This is a genomic window from Aeromonas sp. s2 (genome assembly GCF_040907935.1).
Lineage (GTDB): Bacteria > Pseudomonadota > Gammaproteobacteria > Enterobacterales > Aeromonadaceae > Aeromonas > Aeromonas dhakensis.
The window spans coordinates 126,630-145,508 of sequence record NZ_JBFOCR010000014.1 but is presented as its reverse complement, the minus strand read 5'-3'; the positions used below and the strand labels follow the sequence as shown (position 1 = coordinate 145,508).

Genomic DNA, 18,879 nt, shown 5'->3' with positions numbered 1-18,879 from the left:
AGGTCTGATTTCGTTACTTTACAACATATCCATACTGACACGGTGCGAGAAGGAAGCGTCAAAAGCATCCCTCACACCAAAAAATATCAATAATATGGGGTGAAACCATGTACGAGAAGTCTGTTGTTATTACTGCTGAAAACGGCCTGCACACCCGTCCGGCAGCTCAGTTTGTGAAAGAAGCCAAAGAATTCCAAAGCGAGATCACTGTGGTCTCCGGTGGCAAATCCGCCAGCGCCAAGAGCCTGTTCAAGCTGCAGACTCTGGGCCTGACCAAAGGCACCAACGTGACCATCCAGGCCGACGGCCCGGACGCTCAGAAAGCCGTTGAGAAGCTGGTTGCCCTGATGGACGAGCTGGAGTAATCCAGCTTTATTCCTCCCCCACAGTCGTTTTAATAGGAAGGATTATGATATCTGGCATTCTTGCGTCCCCCGGTATCGCATTCGGCAAGGCGCTTCTTCTGAAAGAAGATGAAATCGTTATCAATCAGGGCAAAATCGCTGCCGAACAGATTGATGCCGAAATCAACCGCTTCCTCGAAGCCCGCACCAAGTCAGCCGCACAGCTGGAAGCCATCAAAGAGATGGCCGGTCGCACCTTCGGTGAAGAAAAAGAGGCCATCTTCGAAGGCCACATCATGCTGCTCGAAGATGAAGAGCTGGAAGGGGATATCAGATCCTTCATCAAAGACAACAAGGCCACCGCTGACAAGGCCATCTACGAGGTCATCGAGCAGTACGCGAAGATGATGGCCGAGCTGGATGACCCCTATCTGCGCGAGCGCGCCACCGACTTCCGTGACATCGGCACCCGTCTGGTCAAGAACGTACTGGGCATCGCCGTTGTCAACCTGAGCACCATCGACGAAGAGGTGATCCTGGTCGCCAAAGACCTGACCCCGTCCGAAACCGCTCAGATCAACCTGAAATACGTGCTGGGTTTTGTCACCGACATCGGTGGCCGTACTTCCCACACCTCCATCATGGCCCGCTCCCTGGAGCTGCCGGCCATCGTGGGCACCAACGACATCACCGAGCGCGTCAAGAATGGTGACGTGCTGGTGCTGGACGCGATCAACAACCAGATCGTCCTCAACCCGACTGCCGAACAGCTGGCCAAGTTCAAAGAGATCCAGGCCCAGTTCCAGGCCGAAAAAGACGAACTGGCCAAGCTGAAAGATCTGCCTGCCATCACCCTGGATGGCCATCAGGTCGAAGTGTGCGCCAACATAGGTACCGTCAAGGATACCGAGGGTGCCATCCGCAACGGCGCCGAAGGCGTGGGTCTGTACCGTACCGAGTTCCTGTTCATGGACCGTGACGCGCTGCCGACCGAAGACGAGCAGTTCAAAGCCTACAAAGAAGTGGCCGAAGCGATGCCGGATCAGCCGATCATCGTGCGCACCATGGACATCGGCGGCGACAAAGAACTGCCCTACATGAATTTCCCGAAAGAGATGAACCCCTTCCTGGGCTGGCGTGCCGTGCGGATCTTCTTCGATCGCGCCGACATCATGCACGCCCAGCTGCGGGCCATCCTGCGTGCGTCTGCCTTCGGCAAACTGCGCATCATGTTCCCGATGATCATCTCCGTCGAAGAGTTCCGCAGCCTCAAGGCCACCGTAGAGACGCTGAAAGCCGAGCTGCGTGCCGAAGGCAAAGCCTTTGATGAATCCATCGAAGTGGGTATCATGATCGAGACCCCGGCTGCTGCCGTGATGGCTCATCATCTGGCCAAGGAAGTGGATTTCTTCAGTATCGGTACCAACGATTTGACCCAGTACACCCTGGCCGTCGACCGTGGTAACGAGATGATTTCCGCCATGTACAACCCGCTGTCACCCTCCGTCCTGACCCTGATCAAGATGGTTATCGATGCATCCCACGCCGAAGGCAAGTGGACCGGTATGTGTGGTGAACTGGCTGGTGACGAGCGTGCCACCCTGCTGCTGCTGGGTATGGGTCTGGATGAGTTCTCCATGAGCGCCATCTCTGTACCGCGTATCAAGAAGCTTATCCGCAACACCAACTTCGAAGATGTGAAGGCCATGGCTGATCAAGCGCTGAGCTTTGCCACCGCCGCCGAAATCGAAGCCTGTGTAGATAACTTTATTAAGCAGAAGGCAGTCTGCTAAGATCGGCTGCAAACAGCGACAATCATCTCTAGGAGCTTTTACTATGGGTCTGTTTGATAAACTGAAGAAACTGGTTTCCGATGACAGCTCTGATACCGGCGGCATCGAAATTTTTGCCCCGCTGTCAGGCGAAATCGTACCGATCGAAGATGTGCCCGACGTGGTCTTCGCCGAGAAGATCGTCGGTGACGGCATCGCCATCAAGCCGGCCGGCAACAAGATGGTTGCTCCGTGCGACGGCACCATCGGCAAGATCTTCGAGACCAACCACGCGTTCTCGCTGGAATCCGACTCTGGTATCGAGCTGTTCGTTCACTTCGGTATCGACACCGTTGAGCTGAAAGGCGAAGGCTTCAAGCGCATCGCCCAGGAAGGTCAACAGGTCAAGCGCGGTGACACCATCATCGAGTTCGATCTGGCCGTTCTGGAAGCCAAAGCCAAATCTACCCTGACTCCGGTGGTCATCTCCAACATGGACGAGATCAAAGAGCTGGTGAAGATGACGGGTGCCGTGACCGTGGGCGAGACCCCAGTGATCCGCATCAAGAAATAAGGCTGCATGGGCCGAACGCCCATCGCTGCAACAAAAAACCGAAGCCCAGGCTTCGGTTTTTTTATGGGCGCCTTCCAGCTACTCCTTGCCGAAGACCACCTGGTTGCGCCCGTTGCTCTTGGCCTGATAGAGCGCCTTGTCAGCCACCTGCAGCAGGCTGTCGCTGCTCTGGCCCTCGCTTCGGGTGGCACAGCCCAGGCTCATCGTCAGGGAGAAGTTCTGCCCCTCCCACGCGACCACATGGCCGACAAACTGCCGGCGCAACTGCTCGGCCCGCTCAACCACAAGCTCAGCATCCACCCCGGGCAGGATCAGCAAGAACTCCTCTCCGCCCCAGCGGGCCAGGTGCTCACCGGCTCGCAGCTGGCCGGTCATGATGCGGGCCACCTCGCACAGCGCCACATCCCCGGCGGGATGCCCGTAGCGATCATTGATCTGCTTGAAGTGATCGATGTCGCCCAGGATCACCGAGAAGGGTTCTCCCTGCAGCCAGAGCGCCTGCAACTGCTGCCCGGCGGCACGCCGGTTGCCGAGCTCGGTCAGCGGATCGGTGCAGGAAATCCGGCTCACCTCCTCTATCATGCAGTGCAGATCGTGAATGTCGCGCAGGGTCACTATGTGCCAGCCCGGCATGGCATCGGCTTTCAACTGGGCCGTGATGGTAAACCAGCGCTGCTGGCCGTTCTTGCAGTAAAGCAGGGCATTCATCTCGGCCACCGCAGCCCCGCTTGCCAGGCTGCTCATCACCGCCTGGTTCCAACGCGAGATGGCCAGCGCCCGGCTCTCCTCGTCGCGATAGACGGTGGCAAACCAGCTGGCCATGTCGGGCAGATCCGTCAGGTCGTAACCCAGTTGCGTCACGAAAGCCCGGTTCAGGAACCTGTGATGGCGGGCGGGGATCTCCGACAGCCGGGTGGGGATGCTGTCCAGCGTCTCGCTGCAGGCCGATTCCGAGATCAGGATAGGAAACGGGATCACGTCGAAGGAGCGAAACAGGATCTGCTGCAGCTCGGTCAGGATCACGGGATCTGTGATGGTCAAGGTAATTCCCTTCACCTGTTGAGGATTTTATTAAAGGTAAATGAGGAGAGAAGAGGGGTAAAGCCCTCATTGAACTGGGCTGGGTGCCCGGTTCCCGGCCGCAACACACCCTGCTCTGCGGCTTTGCATCAGCCGTTCGCCACCCTGACAGCCTCTCCTGGATGAGCGAAACCAGTTCTTCGACCGGCGCGCTGCCGGCCTGTTACAAATAACATGTTAAAAACACACAGAGATCAAGGTTTTGACACATCTTCGCAGTAACATGGAAAAAGTGGCCCGGAGGCAGGACGCCCACCCGATGAGACCACCCGTGATGCAATGCAAGCCCCGAGAAGGATACGAACATGTTGAAAAATACCGAACAACGTTATGGCAGCCTGAGCATAGGGCTGCACTGGTTGACCCTGCTGCTGATGATCGCCGTCTATGCGCTGATGGAGTTCAGGGACATTTTCCCCAAAGGGTCGGTCGGCCGCGACCTGATGAAGGAGTTTCACTTCATGGTGGGCCTGCTGATCCTGGCGCTGGTGGTGGTGCGTCTGCTGGTGCGTGCGAGCAGCCCCTCACCGCGCATCGTGCCCGAGCTCTCCCCCCTGATGCTCAAGCTGGCCAAGCTCGCCCACCTGGCGCTCTATGGCTTCCTGATCCTCACCCCGCTGCTGGGCTGGCTGCTGCTGAGCGCGGGTGGCAAGCCCATCCCCTTCTTCGGCCTTGAGCTTCCCGCCCTCATCGCCCCCGACGACGGCCTGAAGGGCACCATCAAGGAGCTGCACGAGACGCTGGCCAACATTGGCTATGCCCTGATTGCCCTGCACGCGGCGGCATCCATCTACCACCACCACGTACTCAAGGACAACACCCTGACCAATATGCTGCCCGAGCGCAAATAGCCAGCGAGACGGGTTGCACACCAACAAGAAGGCCCCTTTGACAGGGGCCTTCTTGTTCATGGATGGTGAGGTATGACACACCATCAGCCAGGCAGCACCACCCGGCTTTCGCCGCCGCCGAGAGCCTCCACCCTCACCTGCACGCCGATCCGCTCCACCAGGGTCTGCACGTGGGAAATGACCCCGATCTGGCGGCCGGCCGCCTGCAGGGAGTCCAGGCTTGAGAGCGCCAGATCCAGGCTGTCGGGATCCAGGGTGCCGAAGCCCTCGTCGATAAAGAGCGATTCGACCTGGGTCTGGCGCGACGACAGGCTGGAGAGGGCCAGCGCCAGCGCCAGCGACACCAGGAAGCTCTCGCCGCCGGAGAGGGAGTCCACCGAGCGCACCTCGTCCCCCATGTCGAGATCCACCACCTGCAGTGCCAGATCGGTGCCGGGCACCCGCTCCAGCCGATAGCGGGGGGAGAGCTCGGCAAGCTGGGCGTTGGCCTCCAGCAGCAACCGCTCCAGGGTGAGGCTCTGGGCGAAGGTACGCAGCTTGGCGCCGCTGGCCGAGCCGATAAGATCGGAGAGTCGCTGCCAGTGATCCGCCACCGCCTGCTGGGCGGCCAGCTCCTCCTGCAGGGTGCCTGCCTTGAGGGCAGCCGCCTCGGCCTGGGCCAGCGTGCTCTTGCACTGGAACAGCTGCTCGTCGAGGGCACGGCAGTGCGCCTCCAGCGCCGTCAGCCGGCTGTCGAGCTCCTCTGGCGCCAGCGCTGCCAGCTCGGGGTGATGCTCGCGGTAACGATCCCGCTTGCTCTCCTCCAGCGCCAGCGCCCGCTGCCGCTCGGTCAAACGGGTACGCGCCTCGGCGCGGGCATCCTCCAGCGCCTGCAAGGCGGCGCGGCGCGCCTTGAGCTCATCCGGGCTCATGGCCAGCAGGCGGCGCAGGTCATATTCGGCAATGCCGAGGCTGCTGGCGTGGGCAGCCCAGCGCCCCAGCACCTCCCGCCGCCGCCGGCTGCTCACCTGCTTCTCCTGCTCCAGATGGTTGAGACGGGCCTTGAGCTCGGTCTGGCGCTCACGCAGGGCGCGGGCCGCCCCCTGCATCATCTCCAGCTCGCTGGCCAGCTGCTGCAGCCGCTGCTGCCAGCGGCTCTCGACCAGGGCTATCTCCTCGCCCCCCAGACAGGTGGCGCGGCTGGTGACCAGACCCTGCCGTTGCTGTTCATGCTCCTTGTAGTCGCGCTCGAGCTTGTGCAGCAGCTCGCGCTGGGTCTGCAGGCGCGCCTCCTGGGCGCTCAGGGCCGGGGTCAGGCTGGCAATCTCGCCGGCCAACCGCTCCCACTCGCTCTGGCCATGCAGCCAGGCCTCGCAGGCCCGCTGCCACTCGAGCCACTGCTGGCTGCCGAGCCACTGGCGCCAGGGCTGGCCCCCCATCTGCTCGTCGAGCCGGTTGCCCCCCTGCTCGAGGCGCTGGCGCAGGGTCGCCTCCTGCTCGCTCATCGCCTTCACCTCCCCCTCCAGGGCGATGCGCTGGCGGTCGGCCTCCTGCCACTGCTGCTCGAACTGCTGGTGCTGGCTGGCCAGCTGGCTCAACTGCTGGCGCACCGCCTGCAACTGCTGCTGCCCCTGCTGGGCCTCGCGCAGTTGCTGCTGGCTACGGGCCAGCCCCTGCTCCAGGCTCTGGCCACGGCCCAGCAGGGTATTCATCAATTCATTCCACTCGATTGGGCTCTGACCTAGCGGCAGCGGATGGCCGAGCAGGGTATCGCCCCCCAGCTGTTGCCAGCGCAAGGTCAGCTGCTCGGCGCGCGTCTCCAGCTCAGGCAGATGCTGCTGGCGCACCGCCAGCTGGCGAGCCAGCTCCTGGCGCTCGCTCTCGCACTGGATGTATTGGTGATTGAGCCGCTCCCACTCGAGCTCCAGGCTGCGGGCGCGCTCCGCCAGCTGGCCCAGAATGCCCGCCACCTGCGGCTGGCTCTGGTGATAGGGGTGCTCCTCGGCACCGCACAGCGGGCAAGGTTCACCGTCGCGCAGGATGTGTCGATGCTGCTCGAAGCTGGCGATGGCACGGGACTGCTCCAGCGCGTGGCGTGCCTCGTCCCGCTGCAGGGCGAGCCGCTCACGAGCCGGCGCCAGCTCGTCGCCGAGGATGGCCAGCTTGCCGAGCGCCTGCTCCAGCTGGGCTATCTCTTGCTGCAGGCGACCATGCTGCTCACCGTGATTGCGGCCATAGTCGGCCAGCTCCAGCAGCTGGCGCAGCTGACCCAGCTGTTCGGTCTGCTGCTGCCACTGCTCCTGCGCCTTGGCCAGGCGCCCCTCCCACTGCTGCTCCTGCAGCTCGTGCTGCTGTTGCTGCAGCCGCTCCTGCTCGCGCTGCCAGTAGTCGCGCTCCTGCTGCCCTTGCTCCAGCTGGTGCTGCAACTGCCTGAGGGCGCGCAGCTTGTGCTCACGCAGGGTGAGCAGTTGCTGCAGCCTGCCGGCATCTTCGGCCCAATCCTGCATGGCGGTGAGCAGGGGCTGCCATTGGCGGGCCACCGGCGCCAGCTCCTTGTGCTCCTCAAGCCAGGAGCCCCACTGCTGGTGCTGGGCCTTGAGCTGCTCCACCTGCTGGCGCTGCTGGTGCCAGCCTTGCTCCAGGGTGAGCTGCACCTCCCGCTCCTGCGTTCCCTCCTGCTGGATCTTCTGCAGTTGCTGCTGCTTTTCCCGAATGCGGGTATCGAGCTCCTGCGCCCGCTTGAGCTCGGGCTGCAGGGCGCCCCACTCGCGCTCGGCGGCGATCTTCTCCGCCAGCAGCTGCTGCTCGGTGAGGGCGCTCTGCTGGGTCTGCTCCTCCAGCTTGCCAAGCTCGGGACCGAGCTCGGCCAGCAGTTTCTCCTGCTGCTGCACCTCCAGGGTAAGGCGAGCCAGCTCGTCGTGATCGGCGCGGGCCACCTGGGCCTGCTCGGCGCGGGCGAATTCCTCGCGCTCGGGGGCGGCCGCACCGTGGGCCACCTCTGCGGCGGCAAGGGCCGCCTCCCCCTCCTCACAGGCCTGCAACTGGGCGGCGATGCGGCCGTTGAGGTCGCGCAAATCCTGCATCAGTTGCTGTTGTTGCTGCTCGTGTTTGAGGCTGGTGGCGAGGCTGACCTGCTGGCTCACCCACTGCTCGCGGGTCGCCTCGTCCATCAGCGCCACGTCGCCGAGCCGCTGACTGATGGCGGCGAGCTTCTGCTGCTCCTCCCGCGCCCGCTCATGGGTCTGGACCGAAATGGCGGAATAGAGCTCGGTGCCGGTCATCCGTTCGAGCAGGGCCGAACGCTCGTCGGCGCTCGATTTGAGGAAGGCGGCAAACTCCCCCTGCGGCAGGATGACGGCGCGGCGAAACTGCTCCCAGGAGAGCCCCACCAGCTCGTCGATGCGATCCTGCAGCTCCCGCTTGCTGCCACTGAACACCTGGCCCGACGCCACGTCGGTCAGGCTGCGCTCCTGAGCCTGAAAGCGCCCCTCGGCGCGGTTGCGGGCCCGGCGCACCGCCCAGCGGGCCAGCCAGACCCGGCCGTCGCAGCCGCGAAACTGCACCTCGGCAAAACCGCTGGCGTGACCGCGGCTGAGGATACCGCGCACGTCGTTGGCCTTGAGCTTCTCCTCGTCATCCATGCGGCCCACTTCGGCGACGTTCTTGCGATTGGCGATAAAGCGCGGCATCTCGTCGTAGAGCGCCAGACAGATGGCATCGAGCAGGGTGCTCTTGCCGGCGCCAGTATTGCCGGTGATGGCAAACAGGCCGGCGGACCCCAGGGCACCACCGGCAAAATCGATGGTGAATTGACCGGTCAGGCTGGCCAGATTCTCCCCTGACAGCGACAAGATTTTCATGCATTGGCCTCCTTCACCTGCTCCAGGATCTCTTCAAACGACGCCACCAGCTCGGCCTCCGGCTCTCCGTCAAACTGACGCTGATAGCAGAGGCGGAACACTTCTGTGGGGGAGAGCTCATCGAGCCGGCGCTGGCCGGCACCGTCCGCCAGCCCCTGGCCCGAGCCCTGATAGCTGGTCGTGATGCGGGCCAGGCGCACCGGCTTGTCGCCGATGGCGGCCAGCACGCGCTCGCGGATGCGGGCCTCGGGTTTGGGCAGCAGCAGCCGCACCTCGAGGAAGGGCTGCGCCTGCTGCGGGCAAGCGGGCAGCGCCAGCGCCTCGATGGCCTGGAGCGCCTCGTCGAGGCCGCTCTGGGGCAGCCGGATCATCTCCACCGCGCGGGGCACCGGGATCCGCTCAAGGCGGGCCAGCTTGCCCCCCTCAAACGTCACCTCCAGCACCTGATGGTTGTAGTTCGACTCGGCCAGCGAGAGCGGCAGCGGCGAGCCGCTGTAGTGCACCCCATCGGCCGGACTCTGGGCCAGGTGCAGGTGGCCCAGCGCCGTGTAATCGGCGGCGGCAAACAGCTCGGCAGGCAGGGCGTGCTGGTTGCCACCAAGCACTCGCCGCTCGGAGAGCTCGGAGAGCTGGCCCGCCGCCAGATAGGCGTGGCCCATGGCGATGAGGGCCTGATCCGGATTGCAGCGCGCCCGCCCCTCGCTCAGCACCGCCTCATAGACCTGGCGCACCCCTTCGATGAGTCTGTCCTGCCCCTCGCTGAGCCCGTCCGGGCGCAGATCGCTGCTGCGCAGAAACGGCACGGCGGCGCACCAGGCGGCCACCTCGCCGTTTTTGCCTCGTAGCGGCACCAGCAGGCGCTCGGTCTCGAGGCGCCCCTCGTCGTCCCGGCTGATGCTGCCCACCAGATGCAGGTCGAAAGCGCGCAGCAGCTCGTGGGGAGCATCCAGCTTGGAGGGGGAGTCGTGGTTGCCGCCGATCAGCACCATCTCCAGTGCCGGGTGCTCGGCGCGCAGCCTGGCCAGAAAACGGTAGAGCTGCTGCCAGGCGCTGGCGGGGGGGTTGGCGGTGTCAAACAGATCGCCCGCCACCAGCAGGGCGTCGATGTCACGGCTCTTGATGGTGTCGGCCAGCCAGTCGAGAAAGGCATCGTGTTCAAAACGGCGGTCATGGCCATGGAGTTGGTGGCCAAGGTGCCAGTCGGCGGTATGCAGGATCTTCATGAAAAAACGGCTCGTATGGAGGTGGTGCCAGCAGCACCCGATGCAGACAAGATGAGGATATGCCTCCCTTTTTTCAAGCCGGACCGGGTGCTGGCGTCAGATTCAGGCGGGCTCACAGCACATCTGGTACTGGGGATGACCGGTGAGCGGGTCGGCCAGCTCCCCCTCGATCACGAAACCGTGGCGACGATAGAAGCGCACCGCCTGATCGTTTTCCACGAAGACCCGGGCATGCAGCCTGGCCCCCTTGGACTTGGCCTCCTGCAGCAGGGCATGACCCACCCCCCGCCCCTGGCGGTCGGGGCGCACGAACAGGGCAGCCAGGTAGTCATCCACCAGCGCCATGAAGCCGAGCAGCTCGCCGCGCTCCTCGAACACCCAGATGCGGGCGCGCTCGAGATAGCGGGTGCGCAGATCTTCCTGCGCCTGCCACCAGCAGGAAGCATCGACAAAATCATGGGCCTGCAGGGAGGCCAGCAACCAGATCTCGACGATCTCGTCCATGTCGTCGGACCGACTCGCCCTCAGCATATTGGTATCCTTGTTAACAACCTTAACATCCGCAGTCTAGGGGAGTTTGATGACGGCTTTGGGGACGGATATGACTCCCTGTGAAGTCGATCGCCCTTTATTTAGCAAGAATGATTGGCTGATCACAAAGCGCCTCTCTAGTACAATGCCCGCCGGACAATCTATGAGACCGAGGACGCCATGTGGTTTAAAAACCTGCAGATTTATCGCTTTACCCGCCCCTTCGAGCTGACCGTCGAGCAGCTGGAAACCCAGCTGGAAGCCTGTGCCTTCACCCCGTGCGGCAGCCAGGACATCTCCCGGTTCGGGTGGGTCAAGCCCCTTGGCAAATTCGGCTCCACCCTGACCCACTCCGCCGCCGGCCACATCCTGCTGTGCGCTCGCAAGGAAGAGAAGATGCTGCCCGGCACCGTGGTCAAGGAGATGCTGGCGGAGAAGGTAGAGGCGATCGAGTTCGAACAGGGCCGCGCCCTCAAGAAGAAAGAGAAGGAAGCGCTCAAGGAAGAGATCATGCACACCCTGCTGCCGCGCGCCTTCAGCCGCACCAGCCAGACCTTCGCCTGGATCAACCCGGCCGACAACCTGATGGTGGTCGACGCGGGCTCCGCCAAGAAGGCGGACGATCTGCTGGCTCTGCTGCGCAAGTCCATCGGCACCCTGCCGGTGGTGCCGGTGGCCCTCAAGAACCCGCCCGAGATCACCATGACCGAGTGGCTGAACGAGGGCAACCTGCCCGCCTCCTTCACCCTGGAGGACGAGGCCGAGCTGCGCAGCGCCATGGAGCACGGTGGCATCATCCGCTGCAAGCAGCAGGATCTGATGAGCGACGAGATCAAGAACCACCTGGCCAACGACAAGCTGGTGACCAAACTGGCCCTCAACTGGGGCGAGACCCTGAGCTTCGTGCTAGGGGATGACCTCTCCATCAAGCGCCTCAAATTCAGCGAAGAGCTGCGCGAGCAGAACGACGACGTCACCAGCGAAGATCCGGCCGCCCGTCTGGATGCCGACTTCGCCCTGGTCACCGCCGAGCTGGCCCAGTTCATCCCGGCCCTGTTCGCCGCCCTGGGCGGTGAAGAGCAGTCCATCTAAGCGAAATGGCTCAGCCTGATTGCAAAAAACCGCCTCCGGGCGGTTTTTTTATGGGCGGGCGCCGGTACGACTTGTTGATAGATGAGTAACTTGTTGATCTGATTCGACAACTTGAGTCATTAGCGCCAATCGTGACATAGTCGCCCTTCATGCTCATAAAACAGACAAGGAGAGTGTCATGTTGCGCAAACCGCTGGGGCTGGCCATCGCCCTCGCTCTGCTGGCCGGCTGCGCCGCTCAGCAGAGCCCGCAAACGCCCCCCGCCCACACCCTGATCGCGCCGGAGGCCGCCAGCGGCTGGCAAGAGAAGCAGGGCTGGCAGGGTCACGACTTCATGGTGGCTGCCGCCAACCCGCTGGCGGTGGAGGCGGGCTACCAGATGATCCAGGCCGGCGGCAGTGCGGTGGATGCCGCCATCGCGGTGCAGCTGGTGCTGACCCTGGTGGAGCCGCAATCCTCCGGCATCGGCGGTGGCTCCCTCATGCTGGTGTGGGACGGCAAACAGGTAGCCGCCGTGGATGGTCGCGAGACGGCCCCCACCGCCGCCACCGATCAGCTGTTCATGAAGGATGGCAAGCCGATGGCCTTCTACGACGGCGTGGTGGGCGGGCGCTCGGTGGGCGCCCCCGGCACGGTGCGGGCACTGGCGCTGGCCCACCAGCGTTACGGCAAGCTGCCCTGGGCCAGCTTGTTCGAGCCCGCCATCACCCTCGCGGAGCAGGGATTCGTGATAAGCCCGCGGCTGGCCGCGCTGCTGACCAAGGATCCCTATCTTGCAAAAGACCCGGATGCGCGGGCCTACTTCTATCAGGCCGACGGCAGCCCCAGAGCGGCGGGCAGCCGGCTGACCAACCCGGCCCTGGCCAAGGTGCTGCGTACCCTGGCAAGCGAGGGGCCGGACGCCTTCTATCGCGGCCCGCTGGCCGAGGCCATGGTGGCCAAGGTGCACGCCCACCCGACCAACCCCGGGGTGCTGAGCGCCGTCGATCTGGCCAGCTACCGCGCCAAGCTGCGCGACGGTCTCTGCTTTGACTATCGCCAGAGCCGGGTGTGCGGCTTTCCGTCCCCCTCGTCCGGCACCATTGCCCTTGGCCAGATCTTCGGCATGCTGGAGAGTCGCGACATGGCGGCCCTCAAGCCGGTGCCTGGAGAACAGGGCCAGCCGGCCGCCTCTGCCGAGGCGATCCACCTCTACAGCGAGGCGGCGCGGCTCGCCTTTGCCGACCGCAACCAGTACGTGGCGGACAGCGACTATGTGGCGGTCCCCGTCAGCGGCCTGCTCGACAAGCACTATCTGGCCCGGCGCGGTGCCCTGATCGGCGAGCGCTCCATGGGGCTGGCCAACGCGGGCACCCCGCCGCTGGCGCCGGCTCGCGGCCAGGATGCGACCCCTGAGCTACCCTCCACCAGCCACGTCTCCATCGTCGACAAGGCGGGGATGGCGGTCTCCATGACCAGCTCCATTGAGGACGGCTTCGGCTCGCGGCTGATGGTCAACGGCTACCTGCTCAACAACCAGCTCACCGACTTCTCCTTCACCTCGCTGGACGCCGCCGGGCTGCCGGTGGCCAACCGGGTGGAGCCGGGCAAGCGACCGCGCTCCTCCATGTCCCCCCTGCTGGTGTTCGACAAGAGCAGCGGCGAGCTGGAGATGAGCCTGGGCTCTCCGGGAGGCTCCGCCATCATCAACTACGTGGGCAAGACGCTGTTGGGCACCCAGGATTGGGGGCTCAACCTGCAGCAGGCGATCAATCTGCCCAACTTCGGCAGTCGCAACGGCCCCACCGAGCTGGAGGCGGGCCGCACCCCGACCGCCGTGGTCGAGGCGCTCAAGGCGAAGGGGCACGAGGTGGTGCTGAGCGAGCAGACCTCGGGCCTGCAGGGGGTGCAACGCAACGCCGGCGGCTGGCTGGGCGCCGCCGATCCGCGCCGGGAGGGGATCGCCAAGGGTAAGTGAGCCCAGAGGTATGCACCCAACCCTCAATGCAACGAAGCGGCCGGTCGGCCGCTTTTTTTGTGAGGCCAGGCTGCGCTCGCCCTGGCCACAAAAATCATCACCGATTGATTAATGCTGCCAAGCCAGGTCAATAAAAATAGAGCCCCTCACCTTAAAAGTAACACTTATCCACTTTTAATCTCAAAAATCCCTTTAAATGTGGATAAAGATTGCCTTTACGCCAAAAACGTATTATTTTTCAACAGAAACGGCAACTGTTGTCCCTCAGACACGCCCCGTGCACGGGACCAGCATCTGTCTCTTTCGCCCCCTGCTCATTGACAGCTGCCCTCTTCGCCCGCGCGGTGATCTGGTAGCCCCCTGACTGCCATTAGCGAGGTGACGACATGGACCACTCCCTTCCCCTGATTACCACTCTGGTCGGCGGCTTCGTGCTGGCCTACATCCTCGGCATGCTGGCCCAGCGCCTCAAGATCTCCCCCATGGTGGGCTATCTGGCGGCCGGCGTCATCTCGGGCCCCTTCACCCCGGGGTACGTGGCCGACATGAAGCTGGTGCCCGAGCTGGCAGAGCTGGGGGTGATCCTGCTGATGTTCGGGGTGGGGCTTCACTTCTCCTTTCGCGATCTGATGTCGGTAAAGCGGATCGCCATCCCGGGCGCCATCGCCCAGATCGCGGTCGCCACCCTGCTCGGCATGGGGCTCGCCTCGCTGCTGGGGTGGGATCCGATCGCCGGCCTGATGTTCGGCCTCGCTCTCTCCACCGCCAGTACCGTGGTGCTGCTGCGGGCGCTGGAGAGCCGCCAGAATCTGGAGACCCTGCAGGGGCGCATCGCCATCGGCTGGCTCATCGTCGAGGATCTGGTGATGGTGCTGGCGCTGGTGATGCTGCCCATCATCGCCGACATCCGGTTCGGCGAGCAGGCCATGAGCTGGCAGAGCATAGCGCTGGATCTGGGCTGGACCCTCGGCAAGGTGAGCCTGTTCGTGGCGCTGATGATGGTGGTGGGCAGCCGCTTCATCCCCTGGCTGCTGACCCACACCGCCAGCACCGGCTCGCGCGAGCTGTTCACCCTGGCGGTTCTGACCTGCTCCCTTGGCATCGCCTTCGGCGCGGTCAAGCTGTTCGGCGTCTCCTTCGCCCTTGGCGCCTTCTTCACCGGCATCGTCATGAACCGCTCCGAGCTGAGCCACCGCGCCGCTAACAACACCCTGCCGCTGCAAGACGCCTTCGCCGTGCTGTTCTTCGTCTCGGTGGGCATGCTGTTCAACCCGGCGGTGCTGCTGACCGAACCGCTGGCGGTGCTGGCCACCCTGTTCATCATCATGTTCGGCAAGTCGGCGGCGGCCTACGCCATCGTGCGGCTGTTTCGCTACAGCAAGCGCACCGCCCTCACCATCTCCGCCAGCCTGGCCCAGATCGGCGAGTTCTCCTTCATCCTCATCGGGCTGGCCATAGTGCTGAAACTGGTGCCGGAAGGAGCCCGTGACCTGATCCTGGTGGGTGCCAGTCTCTCCATCATGCTCAACCCTCTGGTGTTCAACGCCGTCGAGCGCTACCTAGAGAAACAGCCGGACGCCGACAACACCCAGGTGCTGGCCGAGTGCACATGCCCGCCGGTGGAGATGAAAGGCCACACCATACTAGCGGGCTATGGCCGGGTCGGCCGCCTGCTGGTGAGCGGCCTGCAGCAGGCCGGGCGCGAGCTGGTGGTGATCGAGCAGGATCCGCACCGGCTGGAGAGCCTGCGCCAGGCCGACATTCCCCACGTCAACGGCAACGTGGCCGATGACGAGGTGCTGTGCCGCGCCGCCATCGCCGACGCCAGCTGGCTGCTGGTGGCCATCCCCAACAGCTTTGAGGCCGGCGAGGCCATCGCCCAGGCCAGGCTCATCAACCCGACCATCCGGGTGATCGCCCGTGCCCACAGCGACGACGAGGTGAGCTTCCTCACCAGGCAGGGGGCGGACAAGGTGATCATGGGGGAGCGGGAGATAGCCCTCGGCATGCTGGCTCAGGCGACCGCCTGAACCCGCATTCAGATGCAGAAGAGGGGCACAGCCCCTCTTTTTTATGCCTCTTTGTATACCCGCGCTTTTGGGCACCCAGGCCCCTCCTCACCCATTCCCGCCGGCGTTTCGCGCCGATATGGCATAGTTTGACTCCCTTTGTCAGCCCCCCAGGTCAGGGCCGAGCGCCGCTGCTGCCGCGAGCACGCTGCGCACATCCCCCTCACCAGCACAAAGCTCCGCCAGCCACCCTCGCCGGCCCGCAGTAGACAGCAGATCCTGCAGCGACCCCTACCGGATTGGGGGTACGCCGCGCCAGATGGGCAAATTCGCCGTTCAGCCTCCTTGGCTAGACTGGGCCAGTCGTCTTATGACACCCATTTGGCACATGTGCCCACAACCAATCTGGAAGGATCCGCCATGAAACCCTTGTTGACTGCCCTCTTGCTCCCCCTGCTGCCTCTCGCCGTACAGGCCGCCGAGCCCGTCTGGATCACGGTCGGTGCCGACAGCGGCGTCGAGCTCAAGCAGGTGAAGGCCAAACTGGCCCCCCTGTTCAGCGCCAGCGGCGCCCCCATCCAGCTGGCCCAGATCGAGGCGAGCGAGCTCGGCACCCTCTCCCACCTGATGCACGAAGGTCACCAGCGCTGCGGCGGCTACGTGGTGCACAGCACCCTGGCCGACGCCCTGCAGAGCATGGCCCAGCCCATCAGTCAGAACCTGTTCAGCGCCCCGCCGCTGACCCAGGGAGCCAGCGTCAACCGGCTGCTGCCCTACCTGGATCAGGGCAACATAGTGGGCACCATCAGTCAGCTCGCCAGCTGGCGCAACCGCTACTACACCACCACCACGGGGGTGCAGTCGGCGGACTGGGTGGCCGGCCAATGGCAGACCCTGAGCGCGACCCTGCCCTGGGCCAGCGTCAGCCGGGTCAAGCACAGCGGCTATCCGCAGCAGTCCGTGGTGCTGACCCTCAAGGGCAGCCGCTACCCGGACGAAGTGGTGGTACTCGGCGGTCATCTCGACTCCACCGCGGGCTCGGCCCCCAACAGCCGTACCCTGGCGCCGGGGGCCGATGACGATGCCTCCGGCATCGCCACCCTGACCGAGGTGCTGCGGGTCATCGCCGAGCAGGGCCGCCAGCCGGAGCGCACCCTGCAGTTCATCGGCTATGCGGCGGAAGAGGTGGGGCTACGCGGCTCCAAGGACATCGCCACCCGCTACAAGGCGGCCAACACCAAGGTGCTGGCGGCGCTGCAGCTGGACATGACCAACTACCAGGGCTCGGCGGAAGATATCGTCTTCATGACCGACTACACCGACCAGGGGCTGACCGGCTATCTGGCCCAGCTGCTGGACGCCTATCTGCCCCAGATCCGCTACGGCTATGACAGCTGCGGTTACGGCTGCTCGGATCACGCCTCCTGGCACAATCAGGGCTACCCGGCCGCCATGCCGTTCGAGTCGCGCTTCAATGACTACAACCCCAACATCCACACCGCCCGGGACACCTTGCAGAACTCGGATCCCTCGGCTGCCCACGCCCTCAAGTTTGCCCAGCTGGCCACCAGCTTCGCCATCGAGATGGGCAAGATAAACTGAGCCGCCAAGGCGCGGTGACGCACCCAACACAAGAGGGGGCTAGGCCTCCCTCTTGTTTTCAAACCTGCCGCTCAGGGCTCTCGATGCCCCCGCCAAACGGGGGATTGGGGCGCGGAAAGCCTTGCTGCGCGTGGGCCGTGGCGGCCTGCGCATGCAGCCTTTCAAGGCGCTCGAACTCGCGCAGCGTGCCATCGCGAGGAGCGGGATCGGCCGGCCAGCAGCTGGCGGGCAGGGCCTGCACACCCAGCAGGGCGACGGACAACAGCAGCAGATAAGGGACCATCTTGCAGCACTCCGGTGGCAGCAGAGTGTCTATTCTTGTCGGGGACCGATGACGGTTTGATGAAGGGACGGGATCGTCATTTTACAACATTTGACGAGGTGGGCCGGCGCAGAGATACATATGGCGACATTTATGCCAAATCTGCGCTGACCAGTTAATTTATGCCCTAAAAAGTAGCCGGGAGGAAAACGTTATCCCTGAAAAGAAAACGTTATCTGGTCAAAACGTTGTTTCTGGATCATAAAAAGTATCCAAAAACTGGTGTATATTGCACGGCGGAAACTCCTTAACCATGAAGACTGACATGAAAAAGACCAAAATCGTCTGCACCATCGGTCCCAAGACCGAATCCAAAGAAATGCTGGCCAAGATGCTGGACGCCGGCATGAACGTCATGCGCCTGAACTTCTCCCACGGCGACTACGCCGAGCACGGTGGTCGCATCAGCAACCTGCGCGCTGTCATGGCCGAAACCGGCAAGCACGCAGCCATCCTGCTGGACACCAAGGGTCCGGAAATCCGTACCATCAAGCTGGAAGGCGGCAACGACGTGGCCCTGGTCGCTGGCCAGACCTTCACCTTCACCACCGACCAGACCGTGGTTGGCAACAAAGACAAAGTCGCCGTGACCTATGCCGGTTTCGCCAACGACCTGCGCGTCGGCAACCGCATCCTGGTTGACGACGGCCTGATCGGTCTGGACGTCATCGAAATCACCGAGCGCGAAGTTGTCTGTAAAGTACTGAACAACGGCGATCTGGGCGAGAACAAAGGCATCAACCTGCCGGGCGTCTCCATCAAGCTGCCGGCCCTGGCCGAGAAAGACAAGCGCGACCTGATCTTCGGTTGCGAGCAAGGCGTTGATTTCGTTGCCGCCTCCTTCATTCGCAAGAAAGAAGACGTGCTGGAAATCCGTGAGCACCTGAAAGCCCACGGTGGCGAGAACATCCAGATCATCTCCAAGATCGAAAACCAGGAAGGCCTGGACAACTTCGACGAAATCCTTGCTGTCTCCGACGGCATCATGGTTGCTCGTGGCGACATGGGTGTCGAAATCCCGGTTGAAGAAGTTATCTTCGCCCAGAAGATGATCATCGAGAAGTGCAACAAAGCCCGCAAAGTGGTCATCACCGCCACCCAGATGCTGGACTCCATGATCAAGAACCCGCGTCCGACCCGCGCCGAAGCCGGCGACGTGGCCAACGCCATCCTGGACGGTACCGACGCAGTCATGCTGTCCGGTGAGTCCGCCAAGGGCAAATACCCGCTGGAAGCCGTGACCATCATGGCCACCATCTGCGAGCGTACCGATGCCGTGATGCCGTCCAACCTGTCTGCTGCCAACGACAGCAACAAGCTGCGCATCACCGAGGCCGTATGTAAAGGCGCGGTAGAGACCTCCGAGAAGCTGGACGCCCCGCTGATCGTGGTTGCCACCGAAGGCGGCAAGTCTGCCAAGGCCATCCGCAAGTACTTCCCGAAAGCCTGGATCCTGGCCATCACCACCAACAAGAAGACCGCAGCCCAGCTGGTACTGACCAAGGGTGTGGTTGCTCACGTGGTTGACAGCATCGCCTCCACCGACGATTTCTATCGCATCGGCAAAGAAGCGGCCCTGGCCAGCGGCATGGGTCTGAAGGGTGACGTGGTTGTCATGGTCTCCGGTGCCCTGGTACCGAGCGGCACCACCAACACCGCTTCTGTTCACGTTCTTTAATCGGA

The 18,879-nt window shown here is 63.5% G+C and carries 14 protein-coding genes; 9 read left to right on the top strand and 5 right to left on the bottom strand.

The window, feature by feature from the left end:
* Nucleotides 1–107 precede the first annotated feature (107 nt).
* From AB5Y81_RS11490 to crr, 3 genes are read left to right on the top strand one after another with little or no spacing between them, the layout of a single operon-like run.
* Nucleotides 108–365 carry an HPr family phosphocarrier protein gene (locus tag AB5Y81_RS11490; RefSeq protein WP_005303128.1) on the top strand — a complete coding sequence of 86 codons (258 nt, stop codon included), beginning with the start codon at nucleotides 108–110 and terminating at the stop codon, nucleotides 363–365.
* A 44-nt stretch (nucleotides 366–409) separates the two neighbouring features.
* Nucleotides 410–2,137, top strand: a complete 1,728-nt coding sequence (gene ptsI, locus AB5Y81_RS11485) for a phosphoenolpyruvate-protein phosphotransferase PtsI (protein WP_005303130.1) — start codon at nucleotides 410–412, stop codon at nucleotides 2,135–2,137.
* Nucleotides 2,138–2,180: 43 nt separating this feature from the next.
* Nucleotides 2,181–2,690: a PTS glucose transporter subunit IIA gene (gene crr / locus AB5Y81_RS11480; protein ID WP_005303134.1), complete on the top strand. Its 510-nt coding sequence runs from the start codon at nucleotides 2,181–2,183 to the stop codon at nucleotides 2,688–2,690.
* Between the two features lie 78 nt (nucleotides 2,691–2,768).
* Here crr and AB5Y81_RS11475 read toward each other — a convergent pair whose 3' ends face one another.
* Nucleotides 2,769–3,731: a GGDEF domain-containing protein gene (locus AB5Y81_RS11475; protein WP_279485474.1), complete on the bottom strand. Its 963-nt coding sequence runs from the start codon at nucleotides 3,729–3,731 to the stop codon at nucleotides 2,769–2,771.
* A gap of 344 nt (nucleotides 3,732–4,075) precedes the next feature.
* On the opposite strand from AB5Y81_RS11475, the gene AB5Y81_RS11470 reads away from it, so the two are divergent.
* Nucleotides 4,076–4,621: a cytochrome b gene (locus AB5Y81_RS11470; protein ID WP_019839760.1), complete on the top strand. Its 546-nt coding sequence runs from the start codon at nucleotides 4,076–4,078 to the stop codon at nucleotides 4,619–4,621.
* Nucleotides 4,622–4,704: 83 nt separating this feature from the next.
* On the opposite strand, the gene AB5Y81_RS11465 is transcribed toward AB5Y81_RS11470, so the two are convergent.
* The 3 genes from AB5Y81_RS11465 to AB5Y81_RS11455 form a co-directional block, all read right to left on the bottom strand.
* Nucleotides 4,705–8,460 (bottom strand): AAA family ATPase, encoded by a 3,756-nt coding sequence (locus AB5Y81_RS11465; RefSeq protein ID WP_279485473.1) that lies wholly within the window; start codon nucleotides 8,458–8,460, stop codon nucleotides 4,705–4,707.
* Nucleotides 8,457–9,683, bottom strand: coding sequence for an exonuclease SbcCD subunit D C-terminal domain-containing protein (locus tag AB5Y81_RS11460; RefSeq protein WP_279485471.1), 1,227 nt, complete (start codon nucleotides 9,681–9,683; stop codon nucleotides 8,457–8,459). Before AB5Y81_RS11460 ends, AB5Y81_RS11465 begins: the two co-directional genes overlap by 4 nt.
* Nucleotides 9,684–9,785: 102 nt before the next feature.
* Nucleotides 9,786–10,214: a GNAT family N-acetyltransferase gene (locus AB5Y81_RS11455; RefSeq protein WP_005303147.1), complete on the bottom strand. Its 429-nt coding sequence runs from the start codon at nucleotides 10,212–10,214 to the stop codon at nucleotides 9,786–9,788.
* A 180-nt stretch (nucleotides 10,215–10,394) separates the two neighbouring features.
* Here AB5Y81_RS11455 and rdgC point away from each other — a divergent pair, with 180 nt between their 5' ends.
* From rdgC to AB5Y81_RS11435, 4 genes are all read left to right on the top strand, one after another.
* Complete coding sequence (gene rdgC / locus AB5Y81_RS11450) at nucleotides 10,395–11,306, top strand: recombination-associated protein RdgC (protein ID WP_005303149.1); 912 nt, start codon at nucleotides 10,395–10,397, stop codon at nucleotides 11,304–11,306.
* A 178-nt stretch (nucleotides 11,307–11,484) separates the two neighbouring features.
* A complete protein-coding gene (ggt, locus tag AB5Y81_RS11445; protein ID WP_279485470.1) occupies nucleotides 11,485–13,263 on the top strand; it encodes a gamma-glutamyltransferase in 1,779 nt (592 codons plus the stop codon).
* A gap of 386 nt (nucleotides 13,264–13,649) precedes the next feature.
* Nucleotides 13,650–15,293: a YbaL family putative K(+) efflux transporter gene (gene ybaL / locus AB5Y81_RS11440; RefSeq protein ID WP_010633310.1), complete on the top strand. Its 1,644-nt coding sequence runs from the start codon at nucleotides 13,650–13,652 to the stop codon at nucleotides 15,291–15,293.
* Nucleotides 15,294–15,692: 399 nt separating this feature from the next.
* Nucleotides 15,693–16,874, top strand: a complete 1,182-nt coding sequence (locus AB5Y81_RS11435) for a M28 family metallopeptidase (protein ID WP_213343820.1) — start codon at nucleotides 15,693–15,695, stop codon at nucleotides 16,872–16,874.
* A 58-nt stretch (nucleotides 16,875–16,932) separates the two neighbouring features.
* Here the strand turns inward: AB5Y81_RS11435 and AB5Y81_RS11430 are convergent, their stop codons facing one another.
* The gene (locus tag AB5Y81_RS11430; RefSeq protein ID WP_368146666.1) at nucleotides 16,933–17,157 is read right to left on the bottom strand and encodes a hypothetical protein; all 225 of its coding nucleotides are present in this window, start codon (nucleotides 17,155–17,157) and stop codon (nucleotides 16,933–16,935) included.
* Between the two features lie 304 nt (nucleotides 17,158–17,461).
* On the opposite strand from AB5Y81_RS11430, the gene pykF reads away from it, so the two are divergent.
* Nucleotides 17,462–18,874, top strand: coding sequence for a pyruvate kinase PykF (pykF, locus tag AB5Y81_RS11425; protein WP_019839755.1), 1,413 nt, complete (start codon nucleotides 17,462–17,464; stop codon nucleotides 18,872–18,874).
* The last annotated feature ends 5 nt before the right edge of the window (nucleotides 18,875–18,879 follow it).